Origin of the sequence: Lacrimispora sp. BS-2 (assembly GCF_040207125.1) — a bacterium.
In the GTDB taxonomy this organism is placed as follows: domain Bacteria; phylum Bacillota; class Clostridia; order Lachnospirales; family Lachnospiraceae; genus Lacrimispora.
In genome coordinates, this window is the sequence record NZ_CP157940.1 from 3515619 (window position 1) to 3529879 (window position 14261).

12 protein-coding genes are annotated in these 14261 nt (G+C 46.2%); 4 read left to right on the forward strand and 8 right to left on the reverse strand.

Features of this window, described 5'->3' with window-relative positions; genetic code table 11:
* The first annotated feature begins 39 nt into the window (after positions 1 to 39).
* Positions 40 to 1719, forward strand: coding sequence for a methyl-accepting chemotaxis protein (locus tag ABFV83_RS16570; protein WP_349945363.1), 1680 nt, complete (start codon positions 40 to 42; stop codon positions 1717 to 1719).
* An 87-nt stretch (positions 1720 to 1806) separates the two neighbouring features.
* Here ABFV83_RS16570 and ABFV83_RS16575 read toward each other — a convergent pair whose 3' ends face one another.
* Genes ABFV83_RS16575 through ABFV83_RS16585 form a run of 3 tightly spaced genes read right to left on the reverse strand, consistent with a single transcriptional unit; the run spans position 1807 to position 4648 of the window.
* A complete protein-coding gene (locus ABFV83_RS16575) occupies positions 1807 to 2334 on the reverse strand; it encodes a shikimate kinase (RefSeq protein WP_349945364.1) in 528 nt (175 codons plus the stop codon).
* Positions 2331 to 2969: a flavin reductase family protein gene (locus tag ABFV83_RS16580; protein ID WP_349945366.1), complete on the reverse strand. Its 639-nt coding sequence runs from the start codon at positions 2967 to 2969 to the stop codon at positions 2331 to 2333. Before ABFV83_RS16580 ends, ABFV83_RS16575 begins: the two co-directional genes overlap by 4 nt.
* A 14-nt stretch (positions 2970 to 2983) precedes the next feature.
* Entirely contained in the window at positions 2984 to 4648 is a 1665-nt protein-coding gene (locus tag ABFV83_RS16585) for a putative manganese-dependent inorganic diphosphatase (RefSeq protein ID WP_349945368.1), read from the reverse strand.
* A gap of 381 nt (positions 4649 to 5029) precedes the next feature.
* Here ABFV83_RS16585 and ABFV83_RS16590 point away from each other — a divergent pair, with 381 nt between their 5' ends.
* From ABFV83_RS16590 to ABFV83_RS16600, 3 genes are all read left to right on the forward strand, one after another.
* Positions 5030 to 5719: a Crp/Fnr family transcriptional regulator gene (locus ABFV83_RS16590; RefSeq protein WP_349945369.1), complete on the forward strand. Its 690-nt coding sequence runs from the start codon at positions 5030 to 5032 to the stop codon at positions 5717 to 5719.
* A 117-nt stretch (positions 5720 to 5836) separates the two neighbouring features.
* Complete coding sequence (locus ABFV83_RS16595; RefSeq protein WP_349945370.1) at positions 5837 to 6538, forward strand: DUF542 domain-containing protein; 702 nt, start codon at positions 5837 to 5839, stop codon at positions 6536 to 6538.
* Complete coding sequence (locus tag ABFV83_RS16600) at positions 6538 to 7725, forward strand: MBL fold metallo-hydrolase (protein WP_349945371.1); 1188 nt, start codon at positions 6538 to 6540, stop codon at positions 7723 to 7725. Before ABFV83_RS16595 ends, ABFV83_RS16600 begins: the two co-directional genes overlap by 1 nt.
* A gap of 55 nt (positions 7726 to 7780) precedes the next feature.
* Here the strand turns inward: ABFV83_RS16600 and ABFV83_RS16605 are convergent, their stop codons facing one another.
* The 5 genes from ABFV83_RS16605 to yyaC all read right to left on the reverse strand — a co-directional run bounded on the left by ABFV83_RS16605 (position 7781) and on the right by yyaC (position 14052).
* Positions 7781 to 8725: an ROK family glucokinase gene (locus ABFV83_RS16605; protein WP_349945372.1), complete on the reverse strand. Its 945-nt coding sequence runs from the start codon at positions 8723 to 8725 to the stop codon at positions 7781 to 7783.
* 93 nt (positions 8726 to 8818) lie between these two features.
* Positions 8819 to 10801 carry a transketolase gene (gene tkt, locus ABFV83_RS16610; RefSeq protein WP_349945374.1) on the reverse strand — a complete coding sequence of 661 codons (1983 nt, stop codon included), beginning with the start codon at positions 10799 to 10801 and terminating at the stop codon, positions 8819 to 8821.
* Complete coding sequence (locus ABFV83_RS16615) at positions 10798 to 12072, reverse strand: DUF5711 family protein (protein WP_349945376.1); 1275 nt, start codon at positions 12070 to 12072, stop codon at positions 10798 to 10800. The genes tkt and ABFV83_RS16615 overlap by 4 nt, the downstream gene beginning before the upstream one ends.
* A gap of 73 nt (positions 12073 to 12145) precedes the next feature.
* On the reverse strand, positions 12146 to 13390 hold the full coding sequence (locus ABFV83_RS16620; RefSeq protein ID WP_349945378.1) for a LysM peptidoglycan-binding domain-containing protein: 1245 nt from the start codon (positions 13388 to 13390) through the stop codon (positions 12146 to 12148).
* 62 nt (positions 13391 to 13452) lie between these two features.
* Positions 13453 to 14052, reverse strand: coding sequence for a spore protease YyaC (gene yyaC / locus ABFV83_RS16625; RefSeq protein WP_349945380.1), 600 nt, complete (start codon positions 14050 to 14052; stop codon positions 13453 to 13455).
* Positions 14053 to 14261: the final 209 nt, after the last annotated feature.

Genomic DNA, 14261 nt, shown 5'->3' on the forward strand with positions numbered 1-14261 from the left:
TTCACAGAAATATGACTTTAAAACCAAGGAGGAAATTGTATGTTAAAAAAACTAAAAGTAGGGAACCGGCTGCTTGTTGCATTTGTTATCGTTGTATTGTTTTCAGGGCTGGCCGGAACCATTGGGATCCTGCTCATTCGGGCCGTTAATAAGGAATATCATGCGGAGCTGGAGGATTATGGATTTGCCCAAGGAGATATCGGAAGCCTGGGACAGGCGTTTCAAGCCCACCGTGCCACAGTGTTATACATAATCTATTCAGAAGATGCCGCTGAAACCGCCAGGCAGAAGGAAATCTTAACCAAACAGGTCGATTTGATAAATGAAAAGATGCAGTTGGTACAGGCAAGGATGAAGACAGACTCGGAAAAGGAACTTTACAGCCAGCTTTCAGAAAAGATGAAATCCTATGAAGATATCCGCAGCCATACCATCGAGCTTGCCTCAAAATCTTCCCAGGAGTCTATGGCTTTTTTCCGAAGCTATGCAGCTCCTCTGGCAGCGGAAATCGCCGATACCATTAATACCATACTGTCGGATAAATCAGCCGCCGGAGATATAAAATCTGCCCAGCTTTCCCGCCAGACCTCTGTATTCATTGCAATTATGGGCACCATTATCTTTATTTCCATTGGTACTTCCGTGATTATTGCAATCGCGATTACAAGGGGAATCACCCGTCCCATTGACGAACTGAAAATGGTTGCAGACCGGATGGCACAGGGCGATTTAAAATGCCAGCTGGAATACAGTTCAGAGGATGAACTTGGGCATCTTGCCGACGGCATGAGGACCATGATGGGACGGCTATCCTACTACATGGATTACATCTCTGTCACCACAAGCCGTATGGCACAGGGAGATTTTGATATTCCCCATGACCCGGAAGAATTTAAAGGAGAGTTCCGTTCCGTACAGCTCTCCATACAGAATCTCACAGACTCTTTAAATGATGTCATGGCGAAAATAACCCAGTCCTCAGACCAGGTGGCCTCAGGAGCCGAACAGGTGGCAGACAGCGCCCAGGCCTTAAGCCAGGGTGCGACGGAGCAGGCCTCCTCTATTGAAGAGCTGGCTGCCACCATCAATGATATTTCCAATAATATCAATCTTAATGCGGAAAATGCCAAAGAAACAAACCAGCAGGTGAACAATACTGCGACAGAATTAGAATACGGCAAGACACAGATGCAGGATCTGACAAATGCCATGGAGGAGATCAGTAATGCATCCGCAGAAATAGGAAAGGTAATAAAGACCATAGAGGATATCGCCTTCCAGACCAACATCCTGGCCCTTAACGCAGCCGTGGAAGCAGCAAGGGCAGGAGAGGCCGGAAAGGGCTTTGCAGTTGTGGCAGACGAAGTCCGTAACCTGGCCAATAAAAGCCAGGAGGCTTCCAAAAACACTGCCACATTAATTGAACACACCCTGGCCTCCATTGATGCTGGAAATCACATTGCAAAGGAGACTGCAAAATCCATGGACCGCATTGTCCAGTCCTCCAAAACAGCAGCAGACTTAACCTATCAGATATCCACCGCTTCTAAGGACCAGGCATATGCGGTTGCCCAGGTAACTCAGGGAATTGACCAGATAGCAAGCGTGATTCAGACCAATTCCGCCACCTCAGAGGAAAGCGCCGCCGCCAGCCAGGAGATGGCCGGACAGGCTCAGATGCTGAAGCTTTTAATGCAAAGGTTCCAATTGAAAATCTAAACAAAAAAGGTGTCCAAAAGCCGAAATCTGACTTTTGGACACCTTTTAAATTTTCCCAGGCATGCAGGCCGTTTTAAAAACCGGCTGTTATGTGGTCAGGCCAAACCGTTCTTCCATAATGGCCCTAAGACTGTCTACCGTCTTTCCTGGATCAAGGCCGTTTTCATCAATGGTTATGTCCGCATATTTCTCATAATAAGGAACCCGCTCCTCATATAAGTCTCTTAAGGTCATACCATCCTTTAGCACGACTCCCCGGTCTACCAGATTGCCCAGCCGTTCCTCTATGCTTTCATAGCTAAGCTTTAAATAAACCACTGTGCTGATCTCCTTTAATTGCTCCATTGCCTTTTTTCCATAGATCACGCTTCCTCCCGGAGCAATGACGCTATGATGGACATTTAAACCGGCATTGATCCTGTTTTCCACAGCCAGGAAGCCCTCCTGGCCCTCCCTGGCGATAATTTCCTTTAATAGGCAGCCTTCCTGCTCCTGGATCACAATGTCCACGTCCACAAAGGAATATCCAAGGCGTTTTGCCAGCAAAACGCCCACTGTGCTCTTACCGGAGGCCGGCATACCGATCAGCGTAATGTTATCAAGCTTACCCGTCATTTGTTCTTCCTCCTGCCCGACGGCTTTTTTCCTGCCTTTTTCACAGAATAGCCGAAACTTCCAAGCTTTTTCCCCAGTTCAAAGTATTCCCCATGGGAATAGGATATAAGTCCTGACTCATTAAGGTGGAACTTCCCTTTCTCATCCATGTACCGGCTGTCAACGGTCACTCCCACCACCTCTGCTAAAAACAGGTCATGGCTTCCCAAGGGCTTGATCTCCACGACCTTGCAGGCTAAATTCACCGGACTTTCCTCTATTCCAGGGGCTTTGATATGTTCCAGGGAACAGGGCGTCAGCCTCATTTCTGCAAATTTATCCACATCCCTGCCGGACTTCACCCCGCAGTAATCGGTGGCCCGTACCAGATCCTTTGTGGCCAGATTTACCACAAACTCTCTGGTTTCTTTTATAATTTTATAGGAATGCCGTTCCGGACGGATGGATATGGACAGCATGGCCGGTGTGGAGCAGATGGTTCCTGCCCATGCCACGGTAATGATATTCGGTTTTTCCCCTTCCCGCTGACAGCTGACCATGACCGCTGGAACCGGGTAAAGCATGTTTCCCGGCTTCCAGGTAACCCTGCTGCTTTTTACGGACTTTTTATTTTCATTGGTTTCTTTCTTTTTCATTGACCGGCAGCCTCCTATTCCTGAACCGCCAGCATAATGCCAGGAATCAGCTGTTTCTTTCTGGATACCACGCCGGGAAGACTTACAACATGGTCTTCCGCCGCCTCTTCCTCTGCGCGGAAAGCTCCTATAACCATCTGCTTTGCTCCCTGGCCCTCGCATAACAGCACAGTGGATTCCGTCAAAATGTTGGTAAGCATAAAGAACATCATGTCCACGCCATGCTCTTCTCTTGCCTTTTTCATGTAAGGCACCATCCGGTCCTTTAACTCATCTAACTCCTTGGCGTTTAAGGAACTGATCTGTCCGACTCCAAAAGTCACCTTCCCAACGGTAAATTTCTTGAAATCCTGATAAAAGATTTCTCCATCCGTCTTTCCCTTTAGGTTGCTTCCTGCCGCGAACATGGAAGAAGCATATTTTTCCATCTGGATCCCTGCGATATCCGCAAGGGCAAGAGCTGCCTTTCGATCCGATTCCGTACAGGTAGGGGAACGGAATAAAAGGGTATCGGAAATAATGGCACTGCACAGCAGGCCAGCAATCTTCGGTTTAACCTCCACATTGTTTTCCTGATACATCTGATAAACGATAGTAGCCGTACAGCCCACCGGCTGGTTGCGGAAAAATACCGGGGCAATGGTTTCTACGGTACCAAGCCTGTGATGATCGATGATCTCCAGGACTTCCGCACTTTCCATGCCTTCTACTGCCTGGGTTTTCTCATTATGGTCTACCAGAATCAGGCGCTTTCCTTTTGCACCCAGCAAATTCCTGCGGGAAATCATTCCCATGTATTTTCCGTCCTTATCAAGAATCGGAAAATCCCGGTGGCGCTTACTTGCCATAACTTCTTTTATTTCATCAATGTAATCGTCTTCTTCAAAGGAAATCAGCCCTTCCGTGGTCATGAAATAGCTGATGGGAATGCTCTGGTTTACCAGACGGGCTGCAGTATACGTGTCGTAAGGGGTGGTCATGACCGTACAGCCCCTTTCCTGAGCCAGCTTTTTGATGGTCATGGATACCGCCGCACCTTCGCAGACAATGATGCAGGCCGCTTCCATCTCAATAGCGCACAGCTGGGATTCATAGCGGTTCCCCAAGATCACAAGGTCACCCTTTGAAATGTAATATTCCATCATATCAGGATTTGCCGCCGCTATAAGGACTTTGCCATGATTGAAATATTTGCTTTTTCCGCCGATTGCCATAGCCCCTTCCAGGGTTTCCACAATATTTTCATACGGAGTATTTGCCTTTGATAAAATGCTGCTGTCATAGACGTTCATATAGGACTTTGCAATGTCACCTACGGTGATCAGCCCTTCCAATATCCCATCCTCGGTTACAGTCGGAATGGTGACTACGTTGGCTTCCTGCATCAGATTCCAGGCTTTTTTCAAGGACAGGTTTTTCTTTACACCCTTTGTTTCACGAATTTCGATATCACGGACCTGCGTCTTTACATTCTCCACAAGCTCCGGTGCTTCCACTCCAAAGTAATGGAGCACAAATTGTGTCTCCTCGTTGACGCGGCCCGCCCTGCCTGGCTGATATTGTTCTCCAGTCAGCACTCTTTTTAAATTTGCATAACAGATTGCAGAACAGATGGAATCTGTATCCGGATTTTTATGGCCAATTACTATGGTCTTTCTGTTCTTATAATTTTCTCCCATACTTTCCTCCTTTTTTCATAATGTGTTTACAGGCCGTTCATATTCCGTTCATATATGTTTTTTATACTAAATACATAGAAAATATATGAGTCAAATTGATTAAACCGTCAAATTGCACATAGATTTTTCATAATTGCCCCGGTTGCCTGCCAACCGGGGTCTCCTCATTTTATGAGGCTTTTTCTTTGTGAAGTATTCCCATTATATCATAATTTAGTAAATTGTAAATAAGAGGAAAGCTGTTATGGCCATTGTGTAATCTAAAAAACAGGATACAAAAGAAAGAGGGAGGGAAGGATATTGTAAAAATATCTTTCCCTCCCTTTGTCAGATATCATATAATTATTCCTATAAAAATCAAATGTCCGAAAGGAGAACGGCATGGAATTTAAGTGTAATTGCTGCAGCAAACTATGCACCTCAAAAATCCCTCTTTTTGAACCCCTATCCTTAGAGGAGCAGAAAGAATTGATATCAAAGGCCCGGCATCTGGATTATAAAAGAGGAGAAACTGTTTTTCATGAGTATGACCCGGCAGATAAAATACTGATCATCCGTTACGGAAAAGCCAAAATCAGCCGCTATTCCCTGGAAGGAAAGGAATACGTTCTTGATATGCTGACAGAAGGCGATATCTACGGAGAACAGAACATATTCGCTGGGAAAGCCTTTGAAGCAAATGCCATTGCCCTGGGAGAATGCGGAGTGTGTCTTATTTCCCTGACAGATATTCAGGAACTGATCTTAAAAAAACCTGAGATCGGAGTCAAAATACTAAACGTGGTGGGACAAAAGTTATCGGCTGCAAATGAACTAGTGCAGCTATTATCTGTAAACGATGCCAAGGCCCGGGTCGCCGGCTTTCTTTTATTCAGAAGCAGCCGGATCAAAGGTGAAACCATTGAATTGACCAGAGATGACATATCCGCTTATATCAATGTCAGAAGAGAGACCATCAGCAGAAAGCTGGGCGAGCTTTCCAGGGAAGGCGCCATTGAGTTAGAAGGCAACCGTAAGATTCACGTCCGTAACAAAGATATTTTAAGAGATGTCTTTGAAAATGAATTTTGAATGAAAAAAATTAAAATAATGATCTGAATCACATTTTTTATTCTCTTTTCCGGATATACTGGCCTTACAAACAAACATTTCTGAAAAACAGAGAATTCAGGAAAGAGGAGGAGAACTATGATTACAGGTAAAATGAAAGTAACTGATGTGGTTAAGGCCTATCCGGAAGCAGTTGAGATCTTTAATGATTTTCACATTGATTATTGCTGCGGCGGAAAGGATGCCCTGGAAGAGGCCCTGCAAAAGCTGGGAATAGAGTCAAAAAGCTTTATCGAACTGCTGAATAAAAAGATTGTGAATAAACCTCATAAATCAAACAAAGGACAAGTGCTGGCTGTGGAACATCTGGCAGAGATGGATATCCCAGATTTAATTGATTATATTATAAATACACATCATTCAAAGGAAAGAATCCTGCTGGCAGAAATTGATGAACTGATCAATAAAGTCCTGCTGGCCCATTATGAACACCATCAGGAGCAGCTTGTTCCCTTACACGGACTTTTTTCAGATTTGAAAAAAGAGCTTCAGGAACATTTTGCAAAGGAAGAAAAACTTATTTTCCCTTATATGAAAAAGAACTTTAACGGAAAGCAAGATGTAGAATATGTAAAGGAGCTGGAGGATGAACATGAAGCGGCAGGGAACCTGATAAAAGAAATCACAGCCTGCACCAATGATTTTACTGCGCCAAAAGACGGCTGCGCTTCGTACCGCCTGGCCTTTCAGAAGCTGCATGAACTGGTTAAAGACGTGTATATTCATATATTTACAGAAAATTCACTGCTGTTTCCAAAATATGAAGGAGGAAATGAATAATGAACAAACTTGTGAAAAACAATGTTTACTGGGTAGGATTTATGGACTGGGAGCTGGAATCCTTCCATGGAGCGGATTACTCCATTAATCATGGCTCAAGCCAGAATGCTTATTTGATCAGGGAAGAAAAAACGGTCCTCATTGACACGGTCTGGAAGCCTCATTCCACGGAATTTATAGATAACCTGGAAAAAGAGATTGATTTAAAGGAAATTGATTTCATTGTTGCAAACCACGGAGAAGTGGATCACAGTGGTTCTCTTCCCGCATTAATGGAGAAAATCCCCGGCACTCCTATTTACTGTACGGCTAACGGGGTGAAATCCCTTACCGGACAATATCACCATCCGGAATGGAATTATCAGGTTGTGAAAACCGGGGATTCCGTTGATATTGGAAACGGCAAGAAGCTGGTCTTTGTGGAAATGAAAATGCTCCACTGGCCTGACAGCATGGCTACCTATCTGACAGGTGATAATATCCTTTTCTCCAATGACGCCTTTGGACAGCATTTCGCGGTTGAGGAATTATTTAATGACAAAGCCGACCAGTGCCGGCTTTGGGAAGAAGCCATCAAGTACTACGCCAATATCCTGACTCCATTTTCTCCTCTTGTAAAAAAGAAAATAGAGGAGATACAGGGGCTTAACCTGCCCATCGATATCATTGCAACCAGCCACGGCTCCATCTGGAGGGAGAATCCTTTGCAGATCGTGGAAAAATATTACGAATGGTCCCAGAACTATCAGGAGGATCAGATCACCGTGGTTTATGATACCATGTGGGATGGGACAAAGCAGCTGGCTCATAAGATCAGTTCCGAAATCGCACGGATTTCACCGGATACCAGAGTAAAGATTTTTAATATTTCCAAGATAAATAAGAATGATATTATGACAGAGGTATTTAAATCAAAGGCAATCGCTCTCGGCTCTCCAACCGTAGGAGGCAGCATTCTCTCTTCCGTGGGAGGATGGCTTGATTTCCTGAAGGAATTGAAATATAAAGGGAAAAAGGCTGCCGTGTTCGGATGCTATGGCTGGAGCGGAGAGGGAACAAAGGTCCTCCGGGAGCGGCTGACAGAGGCCGGGTTCTCTGTGGTGGAGCCTGAAGCCAAATGCCTTTGGAATCCGGAGGAAGAGGACTTTAACAAGGCAGCGGAGATTGCCAGGGCCATTTGCCAGTAAAATTGTATTCATAGACCTATAAAAAGGGCGGATTCCTAAGAATCCGCCTTAATACTTAATTAAGGATCAGCCTTGCTGCTCCATAAATTCCCGCATCATTTCCAAGCTTCGCCAGGACAATGCCGCTCTTATTTTGAGAAATAGGAGTGTACTTATCAAAATGCTTAGAGATTAAATCAATTAGGAACGCGCCAGCCTTTGAAACGCCTCCCCCGATGACAAAGACTTCCGGATCTGTTACCATGGAAATCTGAGCCAGGGCAAGGCCCAGGTAATGGCCTACAACCTCCATGACCTCACAGGCCAATGCATCCCCTTCCTTGGCGGCATCCAGCACATCCTTTGCCGTTACGCTGTCACCAAAGGTCCTGAGAACAGAGGGAGTATCAACTACAGCCATTTTTCTTCTGGCTTCTCTTGCAATGCCCGTTGCGCTGGCGATCTGTTCCACGCAGCCCACGCCTCCGCAATTACAGCTTTCTGTTTCATCGTCACGGATATGGATGTGTCCGATCTCTCCGGCCAGGCCATGCTTTCCGGCGACAATCTTCTGGTCAATAATAACGCCGCCGCCTACGCCGGTGCCAAGAGTGACCATAACGATATCGTCGTAGCCTTTTCCGCCTCCCTGCCACATCTCGCCAAGAGCCGCTACATTGGCATCATTGCCGCTTTTTACCGGAATGCCGTGAAGCAACTCGCTCAGCTCTTTTTCCGGATACATATCGCGCCAGCCTAAGTTCACGCAGACCTCCACATATCCGCTGGGCATGATAGGTCCCGGAACTCCCATGCCTGCTCCTTTTACCGCTTCCAGAGGAATACCAAGCTCTTTCAGGGTTTTCAGTATGGAAGCTGCGGTATCTTCAAGGATGTATTTTCCGCCCTCTTCCTGTCTGGTGGGAACCTCCCACTTATGGATGAGCTCTCCGGTCACTTCAAATATTCCGATTTTTACAGATGTACCGCCAATATCAACGCCAACACATTTCATTTCCATTTTGAATACACTCCTTTTACCTGTCGTACTATAAGTCCGCAGTGCCGCTCACAAAATTTCTCCTGTCCTGTTCCGCACTGCTCGTTTCTTTCGTTAATCCAGGGATCTTGCGGCCTGTGCCACATTCTCCGCTGTAAATCCAAAATGTTCAAATAAAAGATTTGCAGGACCGCTGGCGCCAAAGCCCTTCATGGTCACATAAGCTCCGTCAAGGCCCACATATTTGCCCCAGCCGAAATCACTTAAGGCTTCTACTGCCACGCGCTTGCGAACTGTCTTTGGAAGAACAGATTCCTTATACTCTTCGGTCTGTTCCTCAAACAGATCCATACAGGGCATGGAAACCACACGTACTTTTCTGCCTGCAAGAAGCTTCTTCGCATTGACTGCCAGCTCCACCTCAGAACCGCTTGCGATCAGTATGATCTCAGGGGTGCCTTCACAGTCATCGATTACATAGCCTCCCTTTAAGGCCTCCTTGCTGCTTCCCGGCATAGGAGTTAAGTTCTGTCTTGTAAGAACAAGGGCAGTAGGCGTCTTCTTAGAGGTCAGCGCAGAATACCAGGCTGCTGCTGTCTCTGTCTCATCGCAGGGACGGAATACATGGAAATTAGGCATTGCCCTTAACATGGCAAGCTGTTCAATCGGCTCATGGGTAGGACCATCCTCTCCCACGCCAATGCTGTCATGGGTAAATACAAAGGTCAGCGGAACGCCCATTAATGAGGATAAGCGTGCCATTGGCTTTGTATAATCGCTAAACACAAAAAAGGTTGCAATATAGGTGCGAAGGCCGCCATGAAGCATCATTCCGTTTCCGATCGCTGTCATGCCAAGCTCTCTTACGCCAAAATGCAGGTTGCGGCCGCTGCCGTTGTCCTTTGAAAAATCACCCATATCGGACATGTTGGTCTTATTGGAAGGAGCCAGATCCGCAGAACCTCCGATTAAGTTAGGCATATAAGTCTTTAAACGGTTTAATACCTGCCCGGATAAATTCCTGGTTGCATCCGCTTTCTCAGACCGCTTCCAGTAATCCTCACATTTTGCAATGGCCTTTTCTCCTGCATCCGGATCATGGTATGCAGTCCAAAGCTCTTCCATATCAGGATGCTCCTGGCAGTATGCGGCAAACATCACATTCCATGCCGCTTCTGTCTCTGCCTTCTCCTCTGCGATCTTCTGATAATGGCTGTACACCTCTTCAGGTACATAGAACGGCTCCATGGAAGGCCAGCCTAAGTTTTCCTTTAATGCCGTTACATTGTCAGCACCCAGAGGCTCTCCGTGAGCACTGGCCTTACCCTGCTTTGCAGGACAGCCATAGCCGATCTGGGTCTTAATGGTAATAAAAGAGGGATGCTCTGTATCTGCTTTTGCTTCTTCAATAGCCCGTCCAATGGCTTCCAGATCGTTTCCATCCTCAACAGTAATGGTCTGAAAGTGGAAAGCTTCCATACGCTTACGGACATCCTCGGTAAATGCGATATCAGTGCTTCCTTCAATGGAAATCTGGTTGGAATCATACAAAACGATCAATTTCCCAAGGCCAAGGGTTCCTGCCAGGGAAAAGACCTCAGAGGAAATACCCTCCATCATGCAGCCATCCCCACCCAGTGCATAGGTGTAATGGTCAACAACCGGGTAATTCTCTTTGTTGAATACGGATGCCAGATGTTTCTCGGCGATGGCCATACCAACTGCCATACCCATACCTGCACCCAAAGGTCCTGTAGTCGCTTCCACGCCTACGGTATGGCCATACTCCGGATGTCCTGGAGTCTTAGAGCCGTGCTGGCGGAAATTCATTACATCCTCTTTTGATAAATTCCCATAACCAAATAAATGGAGCAGGGAATACAAAAGCATGGAACCATGGCCACCGGATAAGATAAAGCGGTCCCTGTTGGCCCAGTCTGGATCTGCTGGATTGTGGTTCATGTGGTTTGCCCATAATTCATAAGCTGCTGATGCGCAGCCTAACGGAAGTCCCGGATGTCCGGAATTGGCTTTTTGGATGGCGTCCGCGGAAAGGACACGGATTGCATTGACTGACATGGTATCGATGTTGCTCATTGGTATTGTCCTCCTATTTGTAATCTTATTTCTTTCATGTTTTGGGGGCCGGTTACGATCAGAGTATTGGGGAACCTGCCGTTTCGGATCTTAGATATCGGAAAATCAAATGTCCCGGCAAACTTAAGCCTTCCGGACATGGTATAGACTCTGCAAGAATCTTCATTATACAAAATTACATGGTCCCCGTCAATATCAGCATGGGTGTACTGGTATTGGAAACCTTTGGAAAATACAAGATTCCCATTGGGTTTATATACATCCAGCCGGTAGGGATTTTCTCCTTCCGGGTTGTCCACAATAAGCCCTGCATATTTTTCCGAATAGAACACACTCTTTATTTCCTCTTCCACAGCCACCTGCCGGATCAGCTCCGGAGAAAGCTCATTCTTTGTGGAATAAAAGGATACGCTGTTGTCCGCAAAGGCACAGGAGTATGTATCGTCAAGGAACTGGACCCGGGCAACAAGTGAAGAGTCATAAGGCTCATCAAAACCGCCCACCAGCCTGTCTGGAATGCTTTTACCGATTTCCGCAAAATTGTGGAACGCAACCCTGCCGTTTAAAGTTCCGTTTTTCAAATATGCATAAGCTCCGATGAGCTGGGTTCCGTCAGGGGACAAGCTGATATCCACAGGATAACCGGAATCCCCCCCTAAAAGTGCTTTGATCTTCACATCAAGGGCGCTTCCATCCCGCTTAAAGAAATAAATATAATTTGACGTGGAGTCCTCCAGGATCGCGGCCGCCACTCCGTAAGAGGACACCGTTGCTTTCACAATAGGAAGTACCGTGGTCGCTATGCCGGTATTTCCTGTTTTATCAAAGATATAGATGGAATTTCCCTGCTGGTCCGCAATGGCCGCATAATTCCCGTTTACGCATGCCCTGGGAGACTTCATCTCATAGCTTTGTATCCATACTTCTTTTCCCTGGGAATCCAGATAGGAGGCACCGTCCTTGCTGTATTTTAATACATTGGAACCAAAGCTTAAATATCCCACATAGCTTCCCTCGTTCATTTCCTTCGCCCAGGCTACGCTATACTGGGTATATTGATAAAGGGTAAAATACTCATATATCCCTATGGTTCCTGCGAGAAGCACCAAAAACAACACCAGTGCGATCTTAATCCTTCTTTTTTTCACCCTGGTGAGGGCTTTCTTTATGATCTCCTGGCTGTTTTCGCCCTCTTGAGGAGAAGATGAAACAATCTGCCGCCGAAGCTGGTTTTTCTTAATCTCTCTGTTCATAGAGTTCCTGTCAATCATGCTATTTTCTCCCAAAAATACCCATATATACTGGTAGTATACATCATTTTAAGAAGAAACGCATTATATTTTTCTATGGAAGGAGTAATTTCTGACCGGCAACAATCTTATTCTCATCATCCAGCCCGTTAAGCTCACAAATTTCCTTTAATTTATTTACCGTATGGTATTCCGCTATACAGATACCGTAAAGAGTCTCTCCCTCCTGTACCACATGAACCCGCGGACTCCCGTTTGCTGCCGCCTCTGTTTCCTGAACGGCCGCCTGAGTTGCTGCCTGGGTCGCCGCCTGCGTCTCCTTGGGCAATGTCTCTGCAGCCTTGCTTTCAGCCATTGTCTCTGCTGTCTTACCCTCGGCCATCGTCTCTGCAGCCTTGGTCTCAGCCTGGGATTGTCCCGGCATTGTCTCGGACATGGTCTCCTTACTCACAGCAGTGGTAGGATAAACGCCTCCCTCTGCCTCCTCTACAACTACCCTGGATTCGCCCTTGTTTCCCATTTCCGTGCCTTTTTTTCCAATCAGAATCTGTTCCGCCTTGGCCGGAATGGCCGATGCGATCACACTCTCCATACTCCGCATCCGTTCATAGTTATTAAACATAACAATTCCGCCAGCTAATATGACGATTGACATGGCCATACACATGCCCCGGAGAAGCCCTACCGTCTGATGCCGGTCTGTAGCTTCCACCTTATGCTCGTCCATCCGCTTGCGGAATTCTTCGATTACCTTATCATTTGTATCAGTTTCGATACGTTTTACATCCTTTCGCAGTACCATATAGTCCTGCATCATCTGGTTTCGTTCATAATAAATGCTGTATCCACGCAGCTTGTAAAATCCATCCTCCGATGTTATGTAAACTGTTTCATCTCCATCTGCTCCAGTGCTTAAATACATCAGCTTGTTGGGTCCTCCAAAATACTGCATATGCTGTTTCCAGTAATTGATAGGACTCAGATCATCTCCCGGCCTGCCGCATAAAAACCAGCCCTGTATGGACCGCTTTGGAAAAAGCTGCTCCATATTCCGATAGGTTCTTTTCCAGGACAGCTCGGAAAACACCACCCGGCCTCCGGCCTCCGCCACATCCTCCATTTCCAAAGCTCCGTCAATGAAGATATATGGCGTTCCGTCATTGAATTCCATGCCGCCTAACAGAAGACCAACCCGCAGTTCCTGTCCACCCGCAGGATACAGACGTTTTAAATAAGTATTTACATAATCTTCCACATATAATTTTACACTCTGATCCCTTTCCCCGATCTGCCTGATATTCTTCGGCAGCTTGGGGAACGGATTATATAATTCACCCATTGGCTCACCCCGCTATTCTTTTTAATCCAATGAATCATAGCATACAACAGGTGAAAATCGTGTCAAAGCAGGGCAGTGTTTTCCCATAACTTTTCGACAAGATAAATACTGTGGCTGATGCAGTCAGCCATGCGCATAACAATGGAAAGCCGGATGCTCTGCAGCATCAAAGGGTCATAATTTCCGCAGCTTCCTACGATCCCGGTAATAAAAATATCCCCTACGGCCCGAAGCTCCTTGCTGACTCCAAGGCCAGGCTTTAACGCTCCTTTTCCCAATGTCACATAGCCGATGTGTTCCATACTCCCAACGGAGGCATCCACTGCCACTACCACATGATTCGGATAACGAAGCTTTAAAATAGTCTGGTAAGTATCCAGATTCATGGCATGGACCGGACGTTCCAGTGTCCCCAGAATTTCTAAATATTCCAGTTCCTTTTCCTTCAGCTTGTAGCCGATGAGGGGCCCAAGACTGTCTCCGGTGGAGCGGTCGGTACCAATGCATAAAAACAGCACTCCCGCCACCTTTCCGTTTTCCTGCTCCGTACATATCATGTCAAAAAGCCTGGAAGCAAACTCCTCTGCCTGGAAGGCCTGCTTTGTATCATAATAAAAAACGTCCCGGTTTCCGCGGATCGCAATTCTTTCCCATAATTTCATAATATCCTGCCTTGCTGTCCTTATTTTCTCTGTTCTATTATAAGCCGCCATTTATGGAATTATTCATTTGCGAGGCCAGGAAATGTCCTGGGAAAAATCGGTGGGCCTTTGGTTCAACGAAAGGTTGATTTTCTAAATTCAGGTTCAATTTAACTGCCTTCATGAAGTAAATTAAATTAAAAAAGTGCAGGAAAAAAGCATATACATGC

Coding starts and splice junctions, on each gene's coding strand:
- ABFV83_RS16570 (WP_349945363.1), top strand. CDS start 40: ATGTTAAAAAAACTAAAAGTAGGGAACCGGCTGCTTGTTGCATTTGTT.
- ABFV83_RS16575 (WP_349945364.1), bottom strand. CDS start 2,334: ATGACGGGTAAGCTTGATAACATTACGCTGATCGGTATGCCGGCCTCC.
- ABFV83_RS16580 (WP_349945366.1), bottom strand. CDS start 2,969: ATGAAAAAGAAAGAAACCAATGAAAATAAAAAGTCCGTAAAAAGCAGC.
- ABFV83_RS16585 (WP_349945368.1), bottom strand. CDS start 4,648: ATGGGAGAAAATTATAAGAACAGAAAGACCATAGTAATTGGCCATAAA.
- ABFV83_RS16590 (WP_349945369.1), top strand. CDS start 5,030: ATGGAATTTAAGTGTAATTGCTGCAGCAAACTATGCACCTCAAAAATC.
- ABFV83_RS16595 (WP_349945370.1), top strand. CDS start 5,837: ATGATTACAGGTAAAATGAAAGTAACTGATGTGGTTAAGGCCTATCCG.
- ABFV83_RS16600 (WP_349945371.1), top strand. CDS start 6,538: ATGAACAAACTTGTGAAAAACAATGTTTACTGGGTAGGATTTATGGAC.
- ABFV83_RS16605 (WP_349945372.1), bottom strand. CDS start 8,725: ATGGAAATGAAATGTGTTGGCGTTGATATTGGCGGTACATCTGTAAAA.
- tkt (WP_349945374.1), bottom strand. CDS start 10,801: ATGAGCAACATCGATACCATGTCAGTCAATGCAATCCGTGTCCTTTCC.
- ABFV83_RS16615 (WP_349945376.1), bottom strand. CDS start 12,072: ATGATTGACAGGAACTCTATGAACAGAGAGATTAAGAAAAACCAGCTT.
- ABFV83_RS16620 (WP_349945378.1), bottom strand. CDS start 13,390: ATGGGTGAATTATATAATCCGTTCCCCAAGCTGCCGAAGAATATCAGG.
- yyaC (WP_349945380.1), bottom strand. CDS start 14,052: ATGAAATTATGGGAAAGAATTGCGATCCGCGGAAACCGGGACGTTTTT.